Here is a 25,383-nt window from a genome sequence, read left to right as displayed (position 1 = left end):
GGATATTTTCCCCAATCACCATGATAGAAATTGGAGAAGTTGATTAAATATTATTGATGACTTAATTCGTTATTATTACCAAGGCTTTTCAACAACTAAGTAACTGTTTTTATGAATATCGTGTTCAATTAGTAGCGCGACATCGCCAAGTCCAAACAACCCCTCTTCATCGGCTCTGACTTCTATCAATTGTTCTGTACCTTGAAACTGGACTTTTGCTTGGCCAAATTGGCTGTTAACTTTGCTTGTTGCAATCACACATTCAAGACCAATAAAGTCGTTTTTAGACGCCGCTTCCTTACTATCAAAAAAGCGTCTCAAAGGTTTAACTAATAAAGCGGTTAAAGGAATGGAAGCTACAAAACAGCCAAGCATCATCAAACTGCCAAGTAAATAAAACATCACCCCATCGCCTAAAGCATAAGCAAATAGTTGATGTGCGTAAAAGCTTGCAACCCAACTGATCAGCACCACTAAACTAATTGAAATAGTCAGCGGTACGCCACCAAATCCCATTTGCAAGAAAGAATCGCTGCCCCCCTCAACTTCAAGCTCAACGTCGCCTTCTAGCATATCGATATCAGCAAAACCTAACAGCGCAATCAGCCAAAAAATAATGACGATAAGCAATAAAGTGGTAAACACCACGGTGGGAAAAGTAAAAATAGTATTGAGAAAGTCCATAATCTTTTGTGTTCCTATGAGTTAGGGGCTATTCAAACCACATGTACTCTTTTTAAAAGCGCTACTTACTGTTTTTGACATGCTGGATAAGCAAATCAGCAACCTTTTGCTTTACCATACGCTTATCTCCATCAGCAATGTCAAAACGCTCCGCCAGCAGCCCAATTTCCTCATCGCTTAAATTAAAACTAAGCCTTTGGCGCGTTTTTTTTGATTTTATTTCTAATCCTAGGATCCGTCGGATCATATCCGATGGGGTGAGCTCCTCATCAATTGCGTTTTTCTTAATAAATTTTTGCACTTCGGAGCTTAAGTCAAAAGCAAGCTGTGTAGCTCTAACTGCCTTTTCTTGCTTTTGCCAAGTTTTTTTATTTTCACTCATCCGTGTTACTTATTTTGTTTTGCTCGGATCCGAGCCAATACATCTGCGCCCTTTGTTGCTTCTTCACCGATACCAGCTGCGCGCATTTTATCATTAAGTGATTTATCACTATTTTCATCAGCTAATTGCTGTGCTGCATCTAGTTGATCTTGCCTGTCCATTTGCCGCTGTTTAATACGCTCAAGTGACTGTTTCGCAGATGTCATCGCAGAGTCACCCGATGCCATAGTATCATTCACAGCCATGGTTGCTTTTTGTACGCTTTCAGTGGTTTTAACCATGCTTAGTTGGCGTTGATTCTCAACAATGGTTTTTTCAGCTTGCTTAATTTGCTCTTTAAGCTTGCTCACATTAGTCGCAAACGTATTGAGCACTTGCTGCTGCTCTGCTTTTTCCTGCTCAAACTCGGCTATTTTACTAGCGATTTCAAGCGCCAAAGTTTCTTCATCTTTATCAAGTGCCTGCGCAGCATAAGTTTCGTGCTGAACGATATCTTCATCGAGACTTTTGATAGCGCGTGTAGTCTGTATTTCCTTAGCCATCACTTCTGTTAGGCTGCGCTTGGCATCATTCAATGCGGCTTGGGCATCTCTAATTTCTTGCTCAAAAATACGAATTGCATTGGCGTCAACAATGCCTTCACCCACTTCATTCACACCACCTTTAACCGCAGTAAATAACTTCTTTAAAATACTCATGATTAATACTCCTTATTATTCAGTCAAATAATCACTAATTGCATCTAACGCATCTATCGAGTTGGCAGATAAAGTGACAATCTCATGACCAAGCTGCTCAAGTGTTGAATTTGTAGAAAGCGCACCAAAAATTGCGTATTTATTGTCAATCTTAGCAAATGCACTCAACGGCATAGGTACGTTTAAGCGCAATAATGTATCGTTTAATTCAGCTTGCTTTTGTGCAGTTATTTCTTGCTCTGAGAACAAATAACAAATACACAAGATTTGCTCTTCTGTTCGGGTAACAAAAATTGGAAGTTCATCATTTCCATCAACAATAACTTGTAGAACTTCTTGTCCAACATTGTTGATAAAAAAGGACTCAAAACTGGCCCCTTCAGTTTCATACTGAGAGAGTTTGAGGGAAAGCTCATTTAATTCCATATAACAGATTCCTTATATCTAATTGGCTTTTTCCGTAAGTAAAAGCCGAACTGTTTGTATGAGTTAACGACTTTAGATTTGCACGTCATGACATAATATGTCAATAACATTTTTGAAAAAAACGCAAGTTTACTTATCTCGCTTCAAGCCAAAAGCTCAAAGAGCCATAGTTAACCACCGCTATTTATAACAGCAATTTATAACAGCAATTTATAACGAGGTAAAATTAATATATTCATATGAATAACAACATGTTATGGAGTACAACAACGATTATAAGCAGGCTTTATGATTTTAAGATTGATGTGTGTTAGTTGGAGGTGTAGATCGTTTTGGAGTAACGAGTTAATGTCCTCATCACTCCGACAACACAATATTAATTACTTCGTAATCTGGCTTTTAAATTATTTTTTACCGCAGGCCATTCGTGAGACAAAATTGAATAGATAGCAGTATCTCTAATTGAACCGTCAGGCATGACTTGGTGGCTTCGTAACACACCATCCAACTTTGCGCCTAGCTTTTCAATTGCCACCCGAGAAGTTTGATTAAAGAAATGCGTTTTAAACTCCAAAGACAACGCGCCTTTAGTGTCAAAAAGGTGAGACATAAGTAAGTATTTGCTTTCAGTATTTACTCCGGTTCTTTTCACCGAGTCTGAATACCAGGTGTAGCCTATTGATGCTCGGCGGTGCTTTTCTTTTACGTCATAAAAACGAGTAGTTCCAACCACTCTTCCGTCATGTTTGGTTTTTACAACATAAGCCATTTCCCCACTTTCCATAGCTTCAAGCGCTTTTTGAACATAGGCTTGCATCCCCTCTGGAGTAGGCACAGTTGCATACCAAAGTTGCCAACTTTGACCGTCACTTACGGCCTCTTTTAACAGATCACAGTGGGTAACTGACAAAGGCTCCAAGACGACGAGCTTGCCTTCAAGTGTACCGCTGGATAACCACATATTTAAATTCCTTTAAATGAACACTATGTTCAATTGTAAAGGATATAAAAATCGGAAACAGTAACTTTTATAGTGAACATCCTTGATTAATCGATACGGACAATTCTTCTGATAATATGCTTATGTTGTTTGAGAGTATATGAGTGATAAACGGACTCATGATAAGCCAGGGAATCACTCTTATCCAACTCATAACATACATACTGTATGCCAGTGTTTTGATAGCACTTTTGATTGTGCACGGCTTCCCAAGCATCGCTCAACAGTGCTTCATAATCTCCTTTAGGTTGCTCTCCTATTATTTTCTTTAATTCTAATATTGAAAGCTTACACCCTGCTTCGCCTTGCTCACTTTTAGCTAATCTTGTTTTATTTTGTCCTACCACCGGGGTCATTTGTGCGTTGTTCTTTATTTCGTCTAATTCTTTTAAAGCGATGATTGAAATATCTCGAATCATCTGCGTTTGAAGCAATTGAAAAACCTCTTCCGAAGTGTGCTCTCCGTATGCTGCAACACGGTCTAATGCCATTATTAGGCGATTATCAGGCATGCTTTCTTGTGATAAATACATACCATAATCTGGGTCATTAAAAATAATAAAATCGAATATATCTTCTTTACTTATTTCAGTGCCAACACGATTATTTTCATGACAAATGCAAGCAGCTAAGAAACTGTCAAACCCTTGCATAAACGACACGTTCAAACTACCATTTTCAGAAGATTTAACACTGATAATATAGCTACTTTCCACAACATTGTTGCAATCATCTTGAGAAGTAGTTATCTGATTATTATAAGAAATACTGTATTGACCATCCTGCATTATAACGACTCCCCTCTTTATTGAGGCTATTAAACTCCGCAACTAGCTTCCACCACAACATCGACGCCGAATTAATCAATCGGCGTATAAATTAAGTCGCAATGAAATTTATCCATAACAGATATGCATTTTATTATTTTTTGTTTAGATATTAATCTAAAGCTAAATACCTATAATGTAAACATTAAATTTACATTATAGGTTAGCGTTCGTTTATAAGTGAAGAAATGGGAGGCTAGAATCAATAAAACACAATCAAGGCCTTGCTGTACGACTTAATTTAATAAGGCAAAGCGCATATTAAATACACCATCTGCAACTTCCTCTATTTCAATCGATGCAGAGTGACGGTACAAGTTTAGCTGTGTCAACAGTTTAATTCTATCTTCATCTGAGGCGTTGCTTTCATCCAGAAGCAATGTGGCATTAATATAGTGCTTATTTGACTCAGCATATTCACATGATTGAGAATCACGCTCTTCATACTTAATTTGTTCTATAAATTTCTGATCCATAGCACGTCTTTATTGTAAGTTATTCAACATTAATAACTATATAAAAGTCCTTGTAGCTCAACTATTACAAAGTATTACACGAGTATCAAGTTTAATTTGTCACCATTCTCAAGTGATGCAAAAAACCCACTGCTTAGAGATGGGTTGATAAAAGCTGAGCTAGCCCTTAACTACCGAGTATTTAAATACAATGATTGCAATGGTCCAGATGTCAACCACTCCACCATCACTTGCCGCTGACTTACAGAAAACATAAGTTGACCACTGTCGTCTACTTCCGAGTTCATAAAGTTCATGTACAAGTCACTATTTTTGCAAGCTGTGGTCGCTTTACCATCACATGTTAAATGGCTATGGGTATTTTTATCGGTTGGCATTCCATGCGTATGCCCTATTAAACCCAATAGATGCCCCAGTTCATGTGTAAATGTTTTGCCTTGATTAAATCTGGGCTCTCGTGGCTGAATGATGCCAAATGCAGTATCCGCTACTACCACACCAATTACCCTATCATCAGCCAAGCCAGGTATGTTTGCCCTGCCAACTAAGCCTAAAACGCCCTTAAAATCCCTCGCATAACCCACCCAAACATTGAGATATTGATCAGTTGGCCAAGCATCTATTCCTCCTTCTTCCGACTTTGCGTAAGAATGCTGAGCACTAATTACACTCAAATTAGCAACTTTACGATTTATGCCTGAATGTGGGTTACCATTGGGATCATGTGATGCTAAATACAGCTGAATCCCAGTGTCCGCTATGTATGGCTTAAACTGATCATCAATTGATTCAAGCTCATTATGATTCAACCCTCTAAAGTGCTTATTTGTCGCCTCAATTTGCGAAATAATTTGCTCATCACTGATTTCAACATACTCATTTTCTAGCACGTGTACAACAACAGGTAACCGGATCCTTTCGATCCCTTCCTCTGGGAGTGGGAAATGGCTTTGTAGTTTAATTGTAACAGTACAGTCAGCTTTGACAGCTCCCGTTTGATAGCGCAAATCATTCAAACTACCATCGCAGCCTACTGCAGACTCAATATAATGATCACTATTTGGTATAACTAAAAACTCAACTTTATTGCCATGAGCTACCTTATAATTAGGCTGAGCCACCCATCCCCCTGTTGATGTTTCCACATTGACAGCATATTGATGAGCTTTAAATTTAGCCTCTATAGTACAATCCTTATTTATATTCTTGACACTAAAGTCGTGCCCATTTAGAACACCACCACACCCCGAAATGTTTTCTAGCTCATAACCTTGCTCCATCTCAATCTTGAATATTTTGGAGTTTGAAGCTCCCATTTTGAAAGATAATGGAGATATTCCTCCACCCTTGTTAAATGATGTTGAGACCACATAATTTACAGGCGCAGGATATGATGAGTTAGGTGTATCTGACTCACTAGAACCACCGCAACCCAGCAAAAAAATTGATAAAATACCAGTAAAAGCTATATATCGCATGAAACTTATCCTTAAATTAAAAATGCAACTAATTAACTACAATAGCCAAGTGTATATAAAACATCCAAGTTAAATTTGTTATTTGTTGTTACTCACAATATTTTCTATTAGTAAATAAAAGCTGATTTTCATTTTAATATTACTGGGTCCGAGCAATTTAAGGAAATAAAAATACTTGCCATTTTAAGTTTCAGGAATAAAATAACCCAACATAGAGCCAAAGCTCTATACTGTTAATTATTAAGGATGAATGATGAAAAAATTAATTACCTGCCTCTTAGCACTTTGCGCCTTGAACGCATCAGCTAACACTGACCAAATTAACGCAAAGTTGCTTTCTAATAAGATTAAAATAGTCGCATTTGGCAAAAGCGGTTGGGATGCACGCTGGAGAGAACCAACATGCAGCGTGTCAAAATCAGATAAAGATGAAAATGGTAGGCCCTATCTCACAAGTTACTATGATATGTGTACATGCCAAAATAGTATCCAAGCTAAATATTTGATAGAAGACACACAAGATAATCCAAAGGATGAGCTTGTTATTTGTTATCTTAACAAGTAAGTATTCTTACTCTAGTAGGCCAGTTTAATCTCGGCCTACTTTTAAATTCTAAAAAGTCAAAAAAGCAACAACCCCTTTCAATTAAGCAAAGAAGCAGCAACGACAAAACAAAGAATTTTATATTCTTAAACCCTTATTTACCTAGAGTAATAAAATTACCATCGCACTGGTTAAAATGTTATACTGTAACAGTAATAACCATGAAGACAGTATTAGCTTCATAACCTATAGGTATTTAAATGTCACCATTTCAATTAGAAACTTACATCAAATATAGTAAATTTGTTGCTGTTGCAGCCATCCTTATTAGTATTACGGCATGGGCTGTAGAGCTAGCTGGCGTCGTATATGTATGCCCTTACTGCAGAACACAACGCACGGTCATTGGATTACTGGGCGTACTATTGCTTCTTCCAAGCGCATCACACTGGATTTCTAAATACATAGCGCTTGTAATAGGTTTCTTTGGTGCAGTTGTTGCGGCTAATCAACACTTTATGGGGTGGAAATCCATATCGGCAGGCAAATTTAAGTTTCATGAGCATATCGCAATGGATCCATTCTTATTATCTGGCTTAGCAATGACAGGGATCATTGGCTTAGTATTTTTGAACATAAAGCAATCAAACGTTCGTCAAAAAACAGATTAGCAGCCAGCATGTGCACAGCACCGGCTTAATTCTATGTCGGTGCTAAGCGCATATGGCGTATGTTTATAAGCCATAAACACTTGGATTCCTACCATCTTTCAATATCTGCTTTTCCAGCTCCGTTTTGTAAGCAATATCAGCGTCGTCATTATGCCAATACCTACTACCAAATAGTTCGACCACGCGCTTCATAATGACAGCTGTTGGCATCCTCACTCCGGCCTGAAGCAACATACTATAAAATAGGTCATCTGCAGAAACTCTATCTAATTCATGGGTATGATATAACCAATCATGCACCAAGGCGGCTTGCATATATCTGGGGTTGAACGGCGTACCTACAAGGTAATATGCCATTTTAGGAATGCTTGCACCATCATATTGAAAAAACTTGGGCACCCAATACACTTTACAATCATACTCATATTGAAAGTCTTCAACCAATTCATAGGCACTGTTTAGTTTATTTGAATGTGAAATACTGACAGGTTTTAAGTTTAGAACATTCATAATTGCTTCCAAAAAGATAAGAGTCTGGAGCTATTAATGCATTTTTAAGTGTCAGTTTTATGAGATAGCTTCTCAAGAGAAGTACATTGGAAATGTAAGAAAAACGATGGCAACTCCAAAATGGAGTTGCCATACTGGCCAAGAAATACCATCCCTTTTTATTATTATTTGATGGGATACCAAAATTTCTTTTTGCAAAAAAACCTTGGTCAATCGGGGTTTTAGTTATTGTTATGGTTCCCCTAATTTGGCTTCAACTTGTGCCTCAACGAGGACCTATATTAGGTATATATGGTGTGTTGTGTCAACGTTAAAACACCATTAAATTTAATAAAACAAAATATTATTAATTTTTTTATTTACACACCAGAATTTGTTACTTTTTTATACAAAATTCACTATTTAAGTACATACCTTAAAGGACACCCACTGACCTCCACTTTGAATTTAAAATTGTTACACTCCTAAAAAAGTAGAGAAATTACATAAATATGAGTGACATTCGAAATTCAATATACCGCTGTGTACACCCTATAGTTAACGCATCAGACGATGCCATATTGTGGCAAAACAAAACGGCATTTTTACAATACCGAGAACTTGTTAAACCTGATGACAAATACTGGCAAGTAAAGCTAGACCCTTGTAGCCATGAGAAAGCGCTTTTACACAGCCTACAAATTTATCCAACTATTTCTTTTGAGGATAGAACTACACCTAATATAAGCACTGTATTAACATTAGAGTTAGAGATGCAGGATCCGAACTGGGAGTTTGCGGATATCATATTTGTGCCACAATCTTTGGTAAACCAAGAAACTGAAAATATGGGACAGCCAACACAACCCAGAATTTTAGCGGATGTAAATTTAGCAAATAAGCGTAAAGCTATCATTAGATATAACATTGAAGCGGGCCACCCGCTGACAGACTTATCTCTGCGATCTGCAATTTTCGAGTTCTTTATCCGCGGAAAAAACCTCAAAACCGGTCATTATCATACTACGGATGGTCCAAACACCTTTGCACTGGACTTTCTGAATCATAACTAATGACTCTCAGCCCTGAGTATGCACCCCATACTCATCATACATACACAACGACCTACCTGTATAAAAATAAAACGCATCAAACGTTATTTTTACAAAAAATATACATTTATATATTAAGGCGAGTTTAAAAAAACAGACTCGCCATATTACAAAATATATAAAAGGATTCTCATGTATAAGGTAAAAACTATATTAATCGGTTTATCACTACTTGGGTGTGCAACTCAAGTATATGCACACACAAATAGCTCCGAGTTCAATCGCTACGTCAACTTTAATTGGGGTGAATGCCCTTCAACTTTTAAGACCCCTGATGGCAGGAACCAATGCTCATTCGCAAAAGTACCTATTAATTGGGATAAACCTAATGAAAAACTCATTGATATCTTAGTTTCAAAATACCCAGCAAAACGCCCACAACCTAAAGGGCAAATTTGGTTTTTACAAGGTGGGCCAGGTTATTCAGCTGACTTTTATACAAAACATTACGACACAACACTTGCACAATATACACAAGATTATGATCTATATATTCTTGAACACAGGGGAGTCGGGTGGTCAACACATTTAGCTTGCCCCAATCAATTTGAAGGCGATTATGCAAAGTATCAGCAAGCATGTTACGAAGCACTACATCAAACATGGCAAGACGACCTCTTTCATTTTAATACAACAGGCGCGGCCAAAGATTTAGCCTATTCAATTGATAAGAGTAAGGCAACGAATTGGATCCCAACTTATGTTTATGGTGCTTCCTATGGCACTCTTTGGGCACAACGATTTGCACAAGTCGCTCCCCAAGGTGCACAGGCACTTATTCTCGATTCTATCGTACCGTCCAAAGGCTTTAGCCTTGACTTATGGGACGAAAACTTCAACTCTATCTTTGATGAATTGACTCAATACTGCAACCAAGATCCGCTTTGTCAAAATAAGTTAGGCAGTGACTCTGAAAATACCATTAAGGCATTATTAAAAAATGTCTACTCACAGTCTCACTGTAGCGCAACCAAGTTCAAACAAGGTACCTTACAAGCATTATCTACTTTACTTTTAATGCGTTCAGTAGAAGGCGCACTCATGCCAGCATATTACCGACTAGCTCGCTGTAATGAAGATGATGTTATTGCTTTGAATAACTTGCACCAATTTATATTTGAAGGTGTGGGTCGTGAACTACTGGAAATTAAAGCGAAACACCCACTTAATTATTCTCAAGTATTGTCTAGCCTGATTGTGCACAACGAGATCAGCCAAGAGCAGCGAACTCTTACCGATCGCCTTGAGTTCTGTAAAGATGCGGTATCATGTATACCAACAGATTTGTTATACACACGTCAAATTAACAGAGATGTATGGGGGAGCAAATATAGTAACCAATTTATATATCAAGACATCCACCATTACATGCCCACTCTTGTTTTAAACGGGGATTTAGACCCACAAACCCCACATAGTTATGCACATGAGTTTATGCGCACATCTACTAATGCAAATCAACGCTATGTAGAGTTTCCTCAAACTGCACATGCAGTTATTTTTGAGTCCCCAGCAGATACAGATACGGGCAACAACTGCGGTGTTGATGTAATGCAGAGCTTTTTGAATAATATATGGCAACAACCCAATACAGATTGCATTGCACACCTTGACGGGCTCAATTTCAGCTTATCTACATTTGAAAGTAAGGTACTATTTGGCACTGATGATGCCTATGAGGGCCGTGCACAGCCCCTAACTATTGAGTCACTTAAACAAATAAAACATGGACAGCCAGAGTTATTTAACGCATCTAGTGATACCTTCATGCGCTTAGCTGACTTTTGACACAAAACACCTAAGCTTGAATGCCAAGTGAGATAAAACTCGATATAGGCGTCAATTAGGCGCCTTTATTATTCGAAACGATAGAGTAACAGATTCACTTGACCTACCAACCTGAGCTTTACTAACTCAATTAATGTCTTATGATACAAGCAATTACTCGCTATTCTTGATATGTTCGGGTCATTAGCTTATTTGTCTAATTTAAGTATCGAAAAGTATGTTTATGAATTATTCATCCCGCTACTCGCCTGCTTTGCTGCCCTGCTTATATCCATAAGGTAAAATTACCCGATATTAAAAACAAGCAATATTGCGTAGTGTTACTTTGCGTTACAAAATACCTATTCACTCACCGTATAAACCATTCTTTATTTCTCCTTACCTATTATACTCTCAATGATGTGAGTAAAATACGTGCGTATAAAAATGAAAACGATAAACTATTTAGCAAGTATATTCATCGCCTCTAATGTGATGACTATTACAGTAGCAGCAAATGAAAAAGTAGAGCAGGTCTTTAAAAACAATTGTGCCTCATGCCATGGTGTGCAGTTGCAAGGGGCAATGGCAAGCTCATTATTAGATAACCAATGGATAAGTGATGGATCAGACGACTCGCTGACTAAAGCGATATCAAACGGCATTGTTGACCGCGGTATGCCTGCATTTGGGCACGCATTGTCTGAAGAAACAATTCGTACTTTGGTTGTTTATATAAGAGAGACAAGTTACAACGCCGACATAGCTAAAATCCAAACACCAACCTTAAGTAAACAATTTAAGACAAACCTCCATAACGTCAACACCCGAGAAGTCCTTTCAACGAGCGGTATAATTTGGGCAATGGATTTCTTGCCTGATGGAAGCCTACTCTACACTCTAAGGCATGGGGAACTCTGGCTCCAATCCCCCAAAGGAATACGTACAAAAGTAGCCAACACACCTGATGTTTGGCACCGTGGCCAAGGTGGCTTGCTTGACGTACTCCCTGATCCTGATTACGACAAGAATGGTTGGATATATCTGTCTTATAGCAAAAAAACAGGAAAAAATGCCTCGAACAAAGATATTGGTATAACGGCTATCGTGAGAGGAAAAATCAAAGATGGAAAGTGGGTAGAACAACAAACTTTATTTGAAGCACCAAAACAAACACACAAAAATAGAGGCTGGCATTTTGGTTCTCGATTCGCAATTGATGGACCATATCTCTTCTTTACTAATGGCGATGAAGGACATCAGGATGATGCACAAAATTTAGAAACGCAAAACGGCAAAGTTCATCGTATTTACAAAGATGGGCGCATTCCCAAAGATAACCCCTTTTACAATCAAAAAGGCACTCTCAAGACTATCTGGACTTATGGTAACCGGAACCCTCAAGGCCTCGTGATCCATCCTAAAACACGTCAAGTTTGGTCAACAGAACATGGGCCAAGGGGGGGGGATGAACTAAACCTCATTACCAAAGGGGTGAATTACGGTTGGCCAAAAGTGACATATGGTATGAATTATGATGGTTCCCCAATCACGCAACATACTGACTTACCGGGTATGGAACTCCCAGTCCATCAGTGGACCCCTTCTATCGCCGTTGCAGGCATGAATTTTTATACCGGTAAGCAATTTAAAAACTGGCAAGGTGATCTATTTGTAGGTAGCTTAGCAAAAAAACAACTTCACCGTCTGAGAATTAAAAATAACCGCGTTATTGAGGACGAAATCATATTGAAAGGACTTGGACGGATCAGAGATGTTGTTACTGCGCCTTCAGGGGAGTTATTTATCACAATCAACGATCGTCAGAGCAATCAAAGTAAGGTTGTTGCTCTGAGTGAAGTTAAATAACTCAACGATGTAGCGGTACTGTTGTTGCCGCTTCATCACCTAATTGACAAAGGACAAGATCATTCCCAGTGCATCGCTGAACTGCTGAAGTATTTTTGGACATGAGCCCAACGTCAAAAGGCAATGGAACTAATTATCTCTCGAAGACAATTTAAAAAAGGACGCAGAAGCACGTAACCTTTCGGACAATGCAACAACGCTTTTCACCGAGTTAGATAAGTCATTACTTGCCGTTGTAGAACGTTTAGAGGCAGTATCAACAGCCTCTACTGTTTGGTTTATTTGACTAAGACCAGCTTCCTGCTGCTTAGAAATCTCCATAATATTTTGCACTAGATTAGACGTTTTATTTGCTGCTGGAATAATCGTTTCTAACTGGCTTCCTGCATTTTCGGCCAAATTGACACTTTCTGACGCGCTTGTACCTATGCGCTCTGATGCATTTTGGCAACGTTCAGCTAATTTACGAACTTCACTTGCCACAACCGTGAATCCCTTTCCATGCTCACCCGCACGGGAAGCTTCAATGGTTGCATTTAATGCTAATAAATTAGTTTGATAGGCAATTTCATCGATGATTTTGACTTGTTCTGCTATGGTCTTCATCGCCTCTATGGTTGTTTTCACTTTTTGCCCACCGTCATTGGCTTCTTGAGCTGTATTAATCGCGACTTGTTCAGTAGCCAAAGCATATTCACTGTTAGATTTTATAGAGTCACTGATAGATATCACCGCATGTTTTGTATCAGCGACACTGCGCTCTTGAGATGCCGCGGTGACCTCCATTTCTTTTGCAGTGCGAATAACCAATGACGCAAATTTTTCAAGCGCGGCTGCACTTTGTTTCACTTCATGAATAACCGCTTTAAATTGCTCCGCCATGTCTTTTAAAGCCTGCATCAATTTGGCCGTTTCGCTGTGGCCTTTTACTTTTTTCTTAAGGTGAAGATTGCCTTGTGCTAATGCATTTGCGATTGCAACAGCTTCATTAATAGGCACCGTAATTGAACGTGAAATCAGCAGTGCGAGTATAATCGCTATTACTAAACTCAACACACTCACGGATATCACAAACTGTTGCGAAACCTTATTATCTTTTTGTAATACTGGTCCCATTAGGTCTTGTTTATCTTTGATAGATAACTTCAATGACTCTATTTTATTTGCGGCTTGTTGACCAATCACATCTAGATTTTCCCGCTTCAATCTATTACGAGAATTTATCACGCTTACTAGCTCTGTAAACTGATTCATATATCTGGGAGCCAGTCGACGGACATTGGTAAAATGACGCCTTCTAGTATCATCTTGCAATTGATCATCGAGTGCTTTTAAATTAACTATGAATGCTCCATATTCTTTATTTACCTTTTCAACATCTTCACTGTCATTACTGTCTAAGAATTTAATCACATGAAGTCTAACCAATAAGAGGTTTCGCAGTGCCAAAGAGGCATAAAAAGCCTCCTCCATATCGTTATCTTGGCGTGCGCTGAGTAAAATACTCGACAAATCTTGTTCCATGAGTGGACCCATTTTATTGAGCTGTTCATGAACAATCGCATTGCGCTGAGCTATTTTGTCCTCAACTTTTTGAAAGGTATTGGCATATTGATTGGCAAGTTTTTCAACATCAATGAAAGTCTGTATCTGTTCGTTGCTGATTGCGTCTTGGTGGGCGTTTGCTAGCAACTCATTCAAGGTTGCCATTCTTGTTCGCTCTTCTTGCAATGCGATATGACTACCCGTGTTGATATAATGCAGTGCCGCTATCCTTAAGGTCAGCAAATTTGCTTGCACACGCCCTGCATTATTAGTATTTCTGGCCAGTGACCGGTAATCACTAAAACCGTCAGCCGCGGTGTTAAGCGCTTGAATAGAAACCAAAACAGCACAACTAAACAAAAGTAGTAACACACAAAATCCGACACCTAGTCGACTCGATATTTTTAGCTGTGCAAACATATCAACCTTCCGGTACTATCCATACCCGCTATACACATGTCTAAAAATATAATACAACTATTCGGTATTGCAGCCTTTTATTGTTAAATACTCATCAAATGTCGTTTTTAACTTTCTGTTTTGGACAGAGGATGCCTAGCATAAGTTATCTACCAATCTAACTTCTGGTGACTCTACATCAATAAAGAGCTTTTCAGTAGGAGCAAGTATGGTTGCGATACCAAACACTACTTCTTCATTTCTTTGGTTAGTACATTGACAATCAATCGTTAAAAAGCCATGGCTGTAATCTTTATCAACCACTGTGACTTTGGTCGTGATCACATCCCCCACTTTTACCGGCGCAACGAATTTGAGATCTTGCGAAAGATAGACCGAACCGGGACCTGGTAGCTTCGTCCCTATCACCGCCGAAATTTGCGCCGCACTCCACATGCCATGAGCAACAATACCGTGAAATGGGGTGTGTTCTGCGTAATCTTGGTTTAAATGAATGGGGTTGCAGTCTCCAGTCAATGCCGCAAACCCTGTAATATCACTCATTTCAACGTGGCGAACAAGCGCTGCACATTGACCTATTTCAATATCTTCAAAGACCGTATTTCTTAATTTCATCATTTAACCCATCATATGATAGCCATTATCAACATATATCGTGCTACCTGTCACTGCATGTGACAAATCACTCACTAAGTATATTGCTGTGTTTGCCACATCTTCGCTGGACAGGCTCCTTTGCAAAGGAGAACCTATTTGGCTTTTTTCGATTAGTTGTTCAAAGTTTTTGAGCCCTGATGCGGCTCTGGTTTTTATTGGACCTGCTGAAATCGCGTTTACCCTGCAGCCTACACCACCCAATTCCATGGCCAAATATCGAACACTTGAGTCTAAGGCTGATTTTACAGGCCCCATCACATTGTAATTTTGAACAGCTCTTTCTGAGCCTAAATAAGACATTGTCACCACGCTGGCCTGCGCGTTTAGTATCCTTTCAAATTTACTGACTAAACTGATCATAGAGAGGCACGACACATCAATTGCATCTTGAAATCCAGCCTTGCTACAATCGATTAAACGGCCCTGTAGGTCAGACATCGGCGCAAATGCAATTGAATGTACTATAAAATCAATTGAGCCTAGATGAGACTCTGTCAACGCGAATAAACGAGTAATAGAAGAATCATCACGCAGATCACAAGGCACCAATAACACGCCTTCTAGGGTGCTTTGCAACGGCAGAACAAATCTCGCCGCGGACTCACTTGCGTACGTTGCGATAACTTCCGCTCCCGAGTCATTTAATTGTTTGGCACACGCATAAGCCAAACTATGTTCATTGGCAATACCGATAACCATGCCTTTTTTACCAGACAAATTAATCATACTATTGTCCAAAGGTTTTAATTCAATGCCTACTTAAACCATGTTCATAATTATAAAAGCCAGACTTTTCATAAATAAGACAGTAAGAAAAATAAGAAAGTGAATTTGATTCTCAAACACCCGATTACTCAGCTTTAATGGCTATACTTCGCTTGTATAGTTAAAACACTGGCCCAAAAAAATCGTATCATTTTCAAACAAAGGTTAAATTAAGTTTCAAAAAACCCAATTATTGCACAATTTACACCCAATTTAATTCCAAAAAAGTCAATAAAAACATTGTATTTAAATTTAACAACCAACTGAAAAGCCTCAAAAAACAGCCATAAAAATAGATAAAACACACCAACCAGTGCATTTAAAATACAAAATAAGTAAAAAACAACCTAATTATACCAAATAAAAAATCAAACCATTTTTTGCAAAAATATACTTTACATTAAGTAAACAATCGGTATGATTCGCGGCTGAAAATAGTACCTAAAACAAGTAAGGAAATCATGAAACTCATCTCTTTGGCGCTTTCTGGTGCACTTTTATCTGCAACTGCCCATGCAAACGACAACTTTAACTTTGATTACATTGGCGCAGGTCATGCAAAGTTTAAAATGGAAGCTGTGGACACAGACATCAGCCTTAAAGGCTATGCTGTTGAAGGCAGTAAGCAAGTCGACGAAAACTGGGTAGTCTCTGCTCAATATTTAAAAACATCAGATGAGCATAGCTACAACACGGTTGATGAATCTGAAAATACGGTTTCACTGAAAATACTCGATGAAGACAGTGATGCAACCCAATGGAATGTTAATGCAGCTTATCTCATTCCTTTAGAAGAAAATGCACTTTTAGAGTTTAAAGGCTCAATTGGCAGATTGGATTACAAACAGACAGGCATTCAATACGATCGTGTTTTTAGCACAAATGATGCTGATATGCTTGGTAATTTACTTCAATACAGTGTGCAAGGACACAGCAGTGTGTTTGGCGTTGAAGCCAATTACCATATCAATCTACATGGCAACTTTACTGCGATGACAGGTATTGGTTACCAGCACATAAAAAATGCGGCTGAGAAAGATGAATTAGTCATCAAGTTCGAATTACAGTATCAAGTTACTGAAAATGTCGCCCTAAGTGCGCGCTATGAGAACTTTGATGTGTACGAAAACCATTTCGTAACTCTTAGATATCGCTTCTAAATTTAAAATATGTGGGGCCTATGCCCCACTTATTTCATCAAGACATAGTTCACTTTTTATTTTCAATAATATGTACATCTCTTTGTGGGAAAGGAATTGATACGTTCGCACTATCTAAGGCGGGTTTTATTGCACGATTTGTCGCAAAATACACATCCCAATAATCGTCTGTTTTACACCAAACCCATACAGCTAAATCAATCGAGTTATCGCCATACCCAACAACACCAACAAAAGGAGCTGGATCTTGCAAAATACGCTCATCACTTTTAGCCATTTGTAATAATGCTTTTTCTGCTTCATCCACACCATTGTTGTAACTGATCCCCACACTAAGGTCGACTCTTCGGATTGGCTCGTGCGTTACATTATTGACTTGTTCACTGGCCAAAGGTCCATTAGGGAGAATAATTCGGCGATTATCTAAAGTCGTTAGAAAAGTACAAAATACATCAATTGCTTCAACCACACCTTCCTCTCCCTGTGCAACAATATAGTCACCAACTTTGAAAGGCTTAAAGATAAGGATCAGCACACCACCGGCAAAATTAGATAGACTGCCTTGTAATGCAAGCCCTACTGCAAGGCCTGCGGCACCCAATATCGCGATGAAAGATGTTGTTTTAACACCCAAAATTGAAATAACCGATATGAATAAGCAAGCTTTAAGTAAAACCGTCGCAACACTACTTAGCCATTTTCTTAAAGAGATATTGAAATCTCGCTTCTCAAGCAAGTAATCAATCGCTTTGCCTACGAGTGAGATCAACCATAAACCAACAATCAGCGTAATAATCGCCAGAGCCAATTTAGGCGCAAAATTAACAGCATGCTCAACCATCAAGTCAATCACTTTCTGTGGGTCAATCGAAGACGTATCCATAAAAACCTCATTAATTAAACCTAAAGAACTAAGCTTAGTTAAAAAAATGAAATTAATTATGAATATTTATTACTTTGAGACTATAAACTGAGCTGTTCACAAACCTAGCTATACAAATCAGTGTAATACGTGGGCACTCAGCACATAAACTTTCGTCTATAGCAACAACAGCGGTAAGGGAAAATGTTACTGCTCTTCAAGTTTAGTGCGCTAAGTTCAAATCATCACTCACCTTGCTCTCATTTAAAACAGTAAGTTAAAAAAGAAAAGTATCAAACACGCCTCATTTTTTAAATCACACAAACAACGTTTTACCGTCTTCAGTGTAATCCACTGTAATTTCTAGCGTTACAAATCCATGCAAAAATATTAACAATCATCAACTACCGTCTGAGAAAAATATGTCCAATCAGCATCCGATTTTACTTTGCTGGCTACGAAAGAAATGGCCATGGATCCTATCTGCGCTCATTATCCTAGCCATTATTTTGGTCTCGTTACGCACCATTGCTGCCCTAAATGAACTGAAATATGCACTAACCCCACCTAAACTGCCAGAATATAAACAACTTGATACTCACTTTATCAACCAAAATGGTTGGCCTAGCACGAAAGATTACAACCACCAATGGCCCTACCATGCATCCCAAGGAACAGCCACGCTCCCCATCCCCTATGAGTGGTTAATTGCGCTTGAAGCTCCAAAAAACACACCTTGGTTTATTTTATTTGGCCAAGAGAAAACCTTCCTGACAGAGTACATTTATCGACTAGGCTTTATAAACTTAAACGACCCTGATCAACAAGACAGCGTAGAAGTACAACTTCCTTTAGGCCTTGCCAAAACAACCAGTATCCCAATGGCTGGCCTGAACCGAAAGGCCACAGCAGTTGGTTTTACATGCGCGGCTTGCCACACTGGGCAATTCACCTATCAAAACACGCGATATGTGGTCGATGGCGGCCCAGCAATGACAGATTTGGGATTGTTGACAAAATCTTTAGGCGCGGCCATTGGTCAAACGGTATTGTCCAGTAAACTAGCGCCTTTCGATGGTCGCTTCGAGCGATTTGCTAAAAAGGTACTTGGCAGTAATTACAATGTTGTCAGCAAAGCCAAACTCAAAGATGCGCTGAATGCTACGGTTGCAAAATTAGCTAAAAGCCAAGATACCATCAATGTTACCGAAGGGTTTACCCGACTAGATGCGCTCAATCGTATTGGTAACAAAGTATTTGCTGACAATATGGATAGACCTGAAAATTATAATCCCATCGAAGCACCTGTGAATTATCCACATATATGGACCACATCTTGGTTTGATTGGGTGCAATATGACGGCTCAATTATGCAACCACTTATTCGCAATGCAGGCGAAGCGCTTGGCGTTGCGGCCTATGTTGATATGCAAATTCCGACCAACCCATTGCAACAGCCAGCAAGCTTTGCAAGCTCTATCCCCATCAAGTCACTCTACAACATTGAACAATGGTTAGCAGGTGAATATCCACTTCGAGATTACCAACCAGGAGAGCTGGGCAAGATCAACGGCCTAAGAGCCCCCAAGTGGCCTGATAGTCTGCCTAAAATTGACGAAAAATTAGCTGCAAAAGGTAAAGAACTTTACATAAAAAATTGCCAAAGCTGCCATTTACCTCCGATGGATAACCCTCAATTTTGGCAAGAGCACTGGCAGAAAATCCGCTATGAAGAAGAGGGGGAAGTTAAACAGACTGATTTGAAATATCTAAAGCTCAATCTGATCAACTTGGCATACATAGGTACAGATCCTGCGCAAGCCGAAGTACTTCCGAACCGTACCGTCAATACAAAAGAACTAGGCCTCAATACTGACGTGTGTGTGCACGTCAATAAAGAACAAAAAACTAAACACATGAAAGAGGAGTTGCAGTTTGTTACGGTAAAAGACAACGCAGCAAATAACTTTGCGCTAGCACTTGGCGCGGTCGTCGAGGAAACTAATCAACAATGGTTTATACAAAACTACACTTCCGAAGAGCAACAACATAAGCTTGAAGGGGGGAGACCAAATTGTCTCAAACATAGTTTTGCATATAAAGCGCGTCCGTTAAACGGGATTTGGGCCACAGCACCATACTTACATAATGGTTCAGTGCCAAGCCTATACAGCCTGCTATCGGAACCTCGCGAAAGGCCAACTTTTGTTGAGCTGGGTCAACTCGAATTTGATCCAATTAACGTCGGTGTATCTCAAGGAAAGTATGTGAATGCACTTAACCTGCGTACGGATTTACAGCCTGCAAACCAAACAGATGATTATCAAAACGGATACTTCATTTTAGATACTCGCCAAGCTGGAAATTTCAATACTGGTCACGCGTTTACTGACGATCCGACAGTGCTAGGTAAAATAGGTAAAAAACTAAACCATGAAGAAAAAATGGCCTTGATAGAGTATTTAAAAACACTCTAAGCGCCTGCGAGTGCATATTCTGTGTGATATGCATTTAAGCTTATTTTTTTACACCCATAACTCGCTTTCGCCAAGCAAACTGCATGCGAAAGCGACTTGGCGTCATGTTTTCATGCTTTTTGTAAAACTGATTAAAGTACGCACTACTGTTAAAACCACATTGCTGTGCGACCACACTGATAGGCAGTGAAGTCGTAGCAAGCAAATGCCTTGCTCGCTTTAGTCGCAATTGCTCGCAATATTGTGAATAGCTCACCCCCAAGCTATCTTTGAATACTCTTTTAAGTGTCGAAATACTTAAATTAGCCAGAACGGCCGCTTCTGATAAACTAGGAAAACGAGTTACATCCTTGTTCAAAACTTCCAAAACCGTCGTAACTCTGGTCACATGCCTGCTTGATGCATTAAAAGGTATCTCTTTCTCAATTTGCGCTCGCATCAATAATGACAATACTTCACTAAGCAATGTCAGTTTTTTAAGCGCGTTGGCATCCCCCATCTCTAGCAGTAATTCCTTCACTTTTAACGCACTCTCTCGAGAAAAAACACAGCCATATTCAAGCCCTTCCAACCAAGTTTGGAGCGCTTCAAATTCATTAATATTTACCGCGAATAACGCTTTCGGCCAAAGCACAACTACAACATCACCAACCGGTGCTTGCTGATCTTTGTTATCCCATGTATGAGGTTCACCAGGCAGAAGCAAGGCGAGATCAACATCTTCAAAAGCGTGAACGTCATCAGCAATAAACCGCTTGCCTGTGGCGCCTAAAGTGAGTATCAGCTCATAGCAATCATGCTGATGCCACTCGAACAACAATGGGCTTTGTTTAATATGCTTCACGCTCACAGACTCATTGACACTGAAACGAATCGGAACCGGTTTTATTTTATTTATGACCTTAAACCTTAAAAAATTGAGCTAATAGCTAAAACTGAAGTGTGCATTTTTGGCAAAGTAAACGCAACTTAAATAATGGGATGTAAAGTAATGAATGTTGTATTCGACCTTGATGGTACATTAATTTTTCAAGGCCAACCTATGCAAGAAGCAGTATCAAACGCAATTCAAACGATTGAACAACAAGGCGCAACAATTTACTTCGCAACAGCGCGGCCTCTCAGAGATACGCTTCCTGTCCTTGCTGAATACTTTTGGGACCACAACATCATTGGTTGTAATGGTGCAATGATCAGTAAAAACAAAGCAGTGACTGATGCGTTACACTTTAGTAGGCCACAAATTATTCAGGTTCTGGAGTGGCTAGACAAGGAGGAAATTGCCTACCTTTATGATGGCATTGAAGAGTACGCCATTTCACACACCTCTCATCACTTTCACCAAGAAGTTAAGAAATTAGGCCGAGAACCTGCTTGTAACCAAGCTCTCAGACTACAACCAATTGTTAAACTATTGGTACTTGAAGAACACCGACATGAAGAGGTCAAAGCGTTTCTCAAGACAGTATTGGATGATTTCGATGTTTACCATCATAACGGCTACAATAGCTTTGATGTAGTCCCAAAAAATAGCAATAAGCTCAATGCGTTATTGCGGATGGGTTTAGATATGAACAAGACTATCTGCATGGGGAATGATCAAAATGATATTGCAATGTTAGAAGCGGCCAAAGCTGCTTTTGTTGTTGGCGATTTAATTACCTTAAAGCGAACATGCAATATAGTTAGCCAAGAGACATTGATATCGCAACTTAGTGAAATAGCCAAGTTAGTTAAGCTATCTACTTAACATGTAATGACGAGGGAGTGATATTGCGCACTCTCCTAACATCAAATAATAAGCATGGCGTTAATGCCATGCATATCTCTAAGCATTACATAAAAAAATATTCATCTATAAATTCATATATAGTTCTCCTGCAGTATCAAAAAATCCAAAGCAAAGCGAAAAAGCAAAAGCTAACGCTTAATAATGATACAAAAGTAAACCTATCTCGTAATACACACGTATCACCAAGAAACCTAGATAGGAGGTTGTATGAGCCACTATGTTATTAAAGGGCACGACTACGAAGCATTTCGTGATACCCAAGACGAGCTAGAAGCTCTGCATGTTGATAATGAAGATGTCAGTGCAATTTGCGACGACAAATCCCACCCTCTGCATGATTGCTTAACAAATCATTTAGTCCAACTTATGAAATCAGAGTTGGTGGTTCTGTTTACTATCATCACCACGGCATATTGTGCTGTCACATGGGTGCTGATCCCACCGACAGCCGCGATAATAGGCACGGTTATCTTAGGGATGTTCAGTCTTTGGGTGAGCGGTATGATTGGTACAGATTTAATCAGATATTACATGATGTGTAAGGATTCAACACAAGGGGAGCACCACCCGCTAGTTTTACATGTTGAAATTGATGATAGCCAACAAGACACGCTCAACAAAGTAATGCAAAATCATCCACAAATGAACCTGCAGAAACTCATGTAATTGTGTTGGCCTGCAAATGCAGGCCAGCATCTTGGTACAAGGTTAAATCGCTCGTAACTCTTTTTCACTAAAAAGTATGTCTTTACACAGGCTCGGTAAATCAGATGGTTTTAAACCACCGGGAAGATACCTCAACTTATTGAGGCTCTTACCTGATTTCACTGAGTTTTCAGGATCAGTCATTACCCCATTTATCCATGGCAGAAAATAAGAAACACGAGAATAGACCTCTATACTGTTATATTTTTCGAAAGGCCCACCGCCATAGCGCGAGCTTAAGCCAATGACGTAATAATCATTTCCCTGCTTTAAATATGCAGGACCACCGCTGTCACCACCGCCGGAGATCCCTTCTAAAGGCAATGCTTTTTCTCCTTTATCAAATTTGAATTTTAAAATTGGCCCTTCTGCATGTTCAACTCGGTTCTGGGCTTTTCTCAATACCCCTTTGTTTTCATAGTTATCAATCGTGATCCCGGTTAAGCCATTGCCCGTTCCACCAATGCCGATAAACCAGATTGTTTGTCCTGCTTCATTCTTTTCTTTGTATAACTTTGCAGATATTACATGCAAAATAGGCTCAGCAAGCTCAATTAATGCGATATCGTGACTCACGCCTGGGGTATGTGAAGGGTGTACATGTAAACGCTTAACAACCGCGCTGCCCCGAGTGGTTTTAACTTTAGTACCAGCCTGTAAACAAAAGGTCGTATGTGCCGCGGTGAGAATCCAGTTTGGCCTAATCAATGTGCCATGTGCGCCATCAATATAGAATGTGACCAAAGCTGGGAATTTAGACGGCTTTGTTAAATAGCGCTGTTCATCAACGTCATGCCGAATAATAATTGCATAGCTATTAAAAGAAAGACATAATAAAAACAATGAAATATACTTCACAAACCCCCTCTACAATCACACTACAAGCTATTTGTAGAAAACGCTTACTCTACCCAAAGCTAATTAAATATAAAAAGCATTAAAAATAAAGCCAATTATTTATAAAACAAACACAACCAGCTTATAGATCCGCATTTATTATTTTACATATAAGCATATTCGATATAGGTCATAAATAGAGATAGTTCTATAACCAAGATCGAATACAACTTATTTTTTATGTTTAATTTAACATGCCTTTGTTTCCATTATTGGAAATGAAAAGTACCTTCGTATGCGAGCCCTTCATCAGTAGTAAAGTGCCCAAACCACTTACCAGCTTGAACTTCATATATTCCGTCTTTAGCGTTAATTATTTTAAAACCATTGTTAGGTTTAACTTGTTCTAAATAACCAACACCATAAAAAGCCCAACCTGAAAATAGATCTGAAAATTTATGAGAGTGAATTAAATATGCATTTGTAAAGTTAGCTTGTTCAGTTAAAACCAGTGATATGAAACGATTATCATTCCTAACCTGAATAATTTGACCACACCCAGTTAAAAACCCTGTTTTACCAGTTTGCCCATAGAGCTTAGGTAAACCATCGCTGTACTCATTTATAAAGTCTTGAACTGGCGTATATTCATCGTAGCATGGTAAAGAAGCAATAAGATCTGCTTGTGTCGGTAGTTTGCCTATGACTAACCCAGCTATCCTCAGTTCCGATTCATCTTCAGAAATTCTATAGGTGTCATAGTCAAGCATACTATACTGCTGCTCTAAAACGGCTAAGTGAGAAGCGGAAATAGCTTGATTCACTATGTTAAGACTATTTCCATCAACCTTGAGAGACGGTTTTGATGCAGCCAATTCTATCAGGTTACTCCATACCTTCGGTAGCAATTGCCTGTGATACTGAGCCCCAACTAAAATGTCTTGTTTGAAAAATAAGGCGGTATTACGCCCTACGGTTACTAGTCGCCAAATATCATTAACTTGCCAATCGAAGCTAAACCGACCAATTACTTTAAGTGCATTATCATAAGACTCCCCTAGACCAAGTCCATAAATACTATTTTCATTTAGCATAGTAGACATTATTTGCTGGTCTAAGACCGCCGTACTCACTTGTCGTTTTTCGAGTGCTATGTTTGAATAATTATAAACAAATCCAAGCTTATTATATTCATTTTTGTTAATCACTTGACCATGTTCACAATCTGTAACAGCAGACAGATGCAAAAAACCTGTTAATTGAGCACTTCTAGTGATTTTCCCACTCTCAATTTTTCTTCATCTTGCTTAAACCTGAGTGACTGAATCACATAACTTTTGCCACTTGAAATTTGGTCATAAGCTTTTGTTAGTAGTGTCTGCTTTAAACTAGCAAGCGCCTCATGTTTTGGGAACTTTTGATCAAATATTGTGGTGTCACGAAAATAAACATCTTTGACATTATTATCTGCTTTACACTTACTGCCTCGAAAATAAATATCACTAGCACTTGATAAGAAACTAGCTGAAATCAATGATAGAAAAATTATTACTCGCATCCTTACCTCTTTCTTCTTAAACATTCATTGACCAACATATATAAAAAAACAAACCCAGTCAAAAAACCATCAGATTAAATGAATAATAAAATTAGAAATTATGAATTTATGAATTTATGAATTTATAAAAATATTAGTAAATTCACACACTGAATTATTCAAAAGCCTATTTTTCAATGGCG

At 38.9% G+C, this 25,383-nt stretch carries 26 protein-coding genes; 9 read left to right on the top strand and 17 right to left on the bottom strand.

All coding sequences use genetic code 11. The annotated features are described in order from the left end of the window. Positions 1-75: 75 nt before the first annotated feature. From S4054249_RS25200 to S4054249_RS25165, 8 genes are all read right to left on the bottom strand, one after another. Positions 76-684 (bottom strand): hypothetical protein, encoded by a 609-nt coding sequence (locus S4054249_RS25200; protein WP_046357361.1) that lies wholly within the window; start codon positions 682-684, stop codon positions 76-78. 61 nt (positions 685-745) lie between these two features. Then, positions 746-1,066, bottom strand: coding sequence for a hypothetical protein (locus S4054249_RS25195; RefSeq protein ID WP_046357360.1), 321 nt, complete (start codon positions 1,064-1,066; stop codon positions 746-748). Between the two features lie 5 nt (positions 1,067-1,071). Further along, positions 1,072-1,764 carry a PspA/IM30 family protein gene (locus tag S4054249_RS25190; RefSeq protein WP_046357359.1) on the bottom strand — a complete coding sequence of 231 codons (693 nt, stop codon included), beginning with the start codon at positions 1,762-1,764 and terminating at the stop codon, positions 1,072-1,074. Between the two features lie 15 nt (positions 1,765-1,779). Next, on the bottom strand, positions 1,780-2,190 hold the full coding sequence (locus S4054249_RS25185) for a YjfI family protein (RefSeq protein ID WP_046357358.1): 411 nt from the start codon (positions 2,188-2,190) through the stop codon (positions 1,780-1,782). Between the two features lie 376 nt (positions 2,191-2,566). Beyond that, entirely contained in the window at positions 2,567-3,151 is a 585-nt protein-coding gene (locus tag S4054249_RS25180) for a GNAT family N-acetyltransferase (protein ID WP_046357357.1), read from the bottom strand. A gap of 86 nt (positions 3,152-3,237) precedes the next feature. Then, the gene (locus tag S4054249_RS25175) at positions 3,238-3,978 is read right to left on the bottom strand and encodes a hypothetical protein (protein ID WP_046357356.1); all 741 of its coding nucleotides are present in this window, start codon (positions 3,976-3,978) and stop codon (positions 3,238-3,240) included. A 275-nt stretch (positions 3,979-4,253) separates the two neighbouring features. Further along, entirely contained in the window at positions 4,254-4,493 is a 240-nt protein-coding gene (locus S4054249_RS25170; RefSeq protein WP_046357355.1) for a hypothetical protein, read from the bottom strand. Between the two features lie 170 nt (positions 4,494-4,663). Further along, entirely contained in the window at positions 4,664-5,971 is a 1,308-nt protein-coding gene (locus S4054249_RS25165) for a M43 family zinc metalloprotease (RefSeq protein ID WP_046357354.1), read from the bottom strand. A gap of 253 nt (positions 5,972-6,224) precedes the next feature. Here S4054249_RS25165 and S4054249_RS25160 point away from each other — a divergent pair, with 253 nt between their 5' ends. Together S4054249_RS25160 and S4054249_RS25155 are read left to right on the top strand one after the other, a co-directional pair. After that, on the top strand, positions 6,225-6,536 hold the full coding sequence (locus S4054249_RS25160; protein WP_046357353.1) for a hypothetical protein: 312 nt from the start codon (positions 6,225-6,227) through the stop codon (positions 6,534-6,536). A 239-nt stretch (positions 6,537-6,775) separates the two neighbouring features. After that, positions 6,776-7,186 (top strand): hypothetical protein, encoded by a 411-nt coding sequence (locus S4054249_RS25155; protein ID WP_046357352.1) that lies wholly within the window; start codon positions 6,776-6,778, stop codon positions 7,184-7,186. Positions 7,187-7,249: 63 nt separating this feature from the next. On the opposite strand, the gene S4054249_RS25150 is transcribed toward S4054249_RS25155, so the two are convergent. Then, the gene (locus S4054249_RS25150) at positions 7,250-7,696 is read right to left on the bottom strand and encodes a DUF1353 domain-containing protein (RefSeq protein WP_046357351.1); all 447 of its coding nucleotides are present in this window, start codon (positions 7,694-7,696) and stop codon (positions 7,250-7,252) included. Positions 7,697-8,187: 491 nt separating this feature from the next. Between S4054249_RS25150 and S4054249_RS25145 the strand changes: the two genes are divergently transcribed. The 3 genes from S4054249_RS25145 (at position 8,188) to S4054249_RS25135 (ending at position 12,423) form a co-directional block, all read left to right on the top strand. Beyond that, on the top strand, positions 8,188-8,748 hold the full coding sequence (locus S4054249_RS25145) for a hypothetical protein (RefSeq protein WP_046357350.1): 561 nt from the start codon (positions 8,188-8,190) through the stop codon (positions 8,746-8,748). Between the two features lie 171 nt (positions 8,749-8,919). Beyond that, positions 8,920-10,575: an alpha/beta hydrolase gene (locus S4054249_RS25140; RefSeq protein WP_052961059.1), complete on the top strand. Its 1,656-nt coding sequence runs from the start codon at positions 8,920-8,922 to the stop codon at positions 10,573-10,575. 426 nt (positions 10,576-11,001) lie between these two features. Beyond that, on the top strand, positions 11,002-12,423 hold the full coding sequence (locus tag S4054249_RS25135; protein WP_046357349.1) for a PQQ-dependent sugar dehydrogenase: 1,422 nt from the start codon (positions 11,002-11,004) through the stop codon (positions 12,421-12,423). 129 nt (positions 12,424-12,552) lie between these two features. On the opposite strand, the gene S4054249_RS25130 is transcribed toward S4054249_RS25135, so the two are convergent. The 3 genes from S4054249_RS25130 to S4054249_RS25120 all read right to left on the bottom strand — a co-directional run bounded on the left by S4054249_RS25130 (position 12,553) and on the right by S4054249_RS25120 (position 15,771). After that, on the bottom strand, positions 12,553-14,388 hold the full coding sequence (locus S4054249_RS25130) for a methyl-accepting chemotaxis protein (protein ID WP_046357348.1): 1,836 nt from the start codon (positions 14,386-14,388) through the stop codon (positions 12,553-12,555). A 135-nt stretch (positions 14,389-14,523) separates the two neighbouring features. After that, positions 14,524-15,006, bottom strand: a complete 483-nt coding sequence (locus S4054249_RS25125) for a MaoC/PaaZ C-terminal domain-containing protein (protein WP_046357347.1) — start codon at positions 15,004-15,006, stop codon at positions 14,524-14,526. Next, positions 15,007-15,771, bottom strand: a complete 765-nt coding sequence (locus tag S4054249_RS25120; RefSeq protein WP_046357346.1) for an enoyl-ACP reductase FabI — start codon at positions 15,769-15,771, stop codon at positions 15,007-15,009. Positions 15,772-16,271: 500 nt separating this feature from the next. Here S4054249_RS25120 and S4054249_RS25115 point away from each other — a divergent pair, with 500 nt between their 5' ends. After that, entirely contained in the window at positions 16,272-16,970 is a 699-nt protein-coding gene (locus tag S4054249_RS25115; RefSeq protein ID WP_046357345.1) for an outer membrane beta-barrel protein, read from the top strand. 49 nt (positions 16,971-17,019) lie between these two features. On the opposite strand, the gene S4054249_RS25110 is transcribed toward S4054249_RS25115, so the two are convergent. After that, positions 17,020-17,853, bottom strand: coding sequence for a mechanosensitive ion channel family protein (locus S4054249_RS25110; protein ID WP_046357344.1), 834 nt, complete (start codon positions 17,851-17,853; stop codon positions 17,020-17,022). Positions 17,854-18,254: 401 nt separating this feature from the next. On the opposite strand from S4054249_RS25110, the gene S4054249_RS25105 reads away from it, so the two are divergent. Then, positions 18,255-20,309, top strand: a complete 2,055-nt coding sequence (locus S4054249_RS25105) for a c-type cytochrome (protein ID WP_046357343.1) — start codon at positions 18,255-18,257, stop codon at positions 20,307-20,309. A gap of 40 nt (positions 20,310-20,349) precedes the next feature. Here S4054249_RS25105 and S4054249_RS25100 read toward each other — a convergent pair whose 3' ends face one another. Continuing rightward, positions 20,350-21,153: an AraC family transcriptional regulator gene (locus S4054249_RS25100; protein WP_046357342.1), complete on the bottom strand. Its 804-nt coding sequence runs from the start codon at positions 21,151-21,153 to the stop codon at positions 20,350-20,352. A 147-nt stretch (positions 21,154-21,300) separates the two neighbouring features. Here S4054249_RS25100 and S4054249_RS25095 point away from each other — a divergent pair, with 147 nt between their 5' ends. Next, entirely contained in the window at positions 21,301-22,059 is a 759-nt protein-coding gene (locus tag S4054249_RS25095; RefSeq protein ID WP_046357341.1) for an HAD-IIB family hydrolase, read from the top strand. Between the two features lie 249 nt (positions 22,060-22,308). Continuing rightward, complete coding sequence (locus S4054249_RS25090) at positions 22,309-22,767, top strand: hypothetical protein (protein WP_046357340.1); 459 nt, start codon at positions 22,309-22,311, stop codon at positions 22,765-22,767. A gap of 42 nt (positions 22,768-22,809) precedes the next feature. On the opposite strand, the gene S4054249_RS25085 is transcribed toward S4054249_RS25090, so the two are convergent. From S4054249_RS25085 to S4054249_RS25075, 3 genes are all read right to left on the bottom strand, one after another. Beyond that, positions 22,810-23,664, bottom strand: coding sequence for a trypsin-like serine protease (locus tag S4054249_RS25085; protein WP_046357339.1), 855 nt, complete (start codon positions 23,662-23,664; stop codon positions 22,810-22,812). 248 nt (positions 23,665-23,912) lie between these two features. Beyond that, a complete protein-coding gene (locus tag S4054249_RS25080) occupies positions 23,913-24,746 on the bottom strand; it encodes a hypothetical protein (protein ID WP_145925116.1) in 834 nt (277 codons plus the stop codon). Positions 24,747-24,898: 152 nt separating this feature from the next. After that, on the bottom strand, positions 24,899-25,225 hold the full coding sequence (locus tag S4054249_RS25075) for a hypothetical protein (RefSeq protein ID WP_145925117.1): 327 nt from the start codon (positions 25,223-25,225) through the stop codon (positions 24,899-24,901). Positions 25,226-25,383: the final 158 nt, after the last annotated feature.

Origin of the sequence: Pseudoalteromonas luteoviolacea, from assembly GCF_001750165.1 — a bacterium.
Taxonomy (GTDB): domain Bacteria; phylum Pseudomonadota; class Gammaproteobacteria; order Enterobacterales; family Alteromonadaceae; genus Pseudoalteromonas; species Pseudoalteromonas luteoviolacea_G.
Note: the sequence above shows the minus strand (reverse complement) of the source record. Positions and strands in the feature narration are given on the sequence as shown.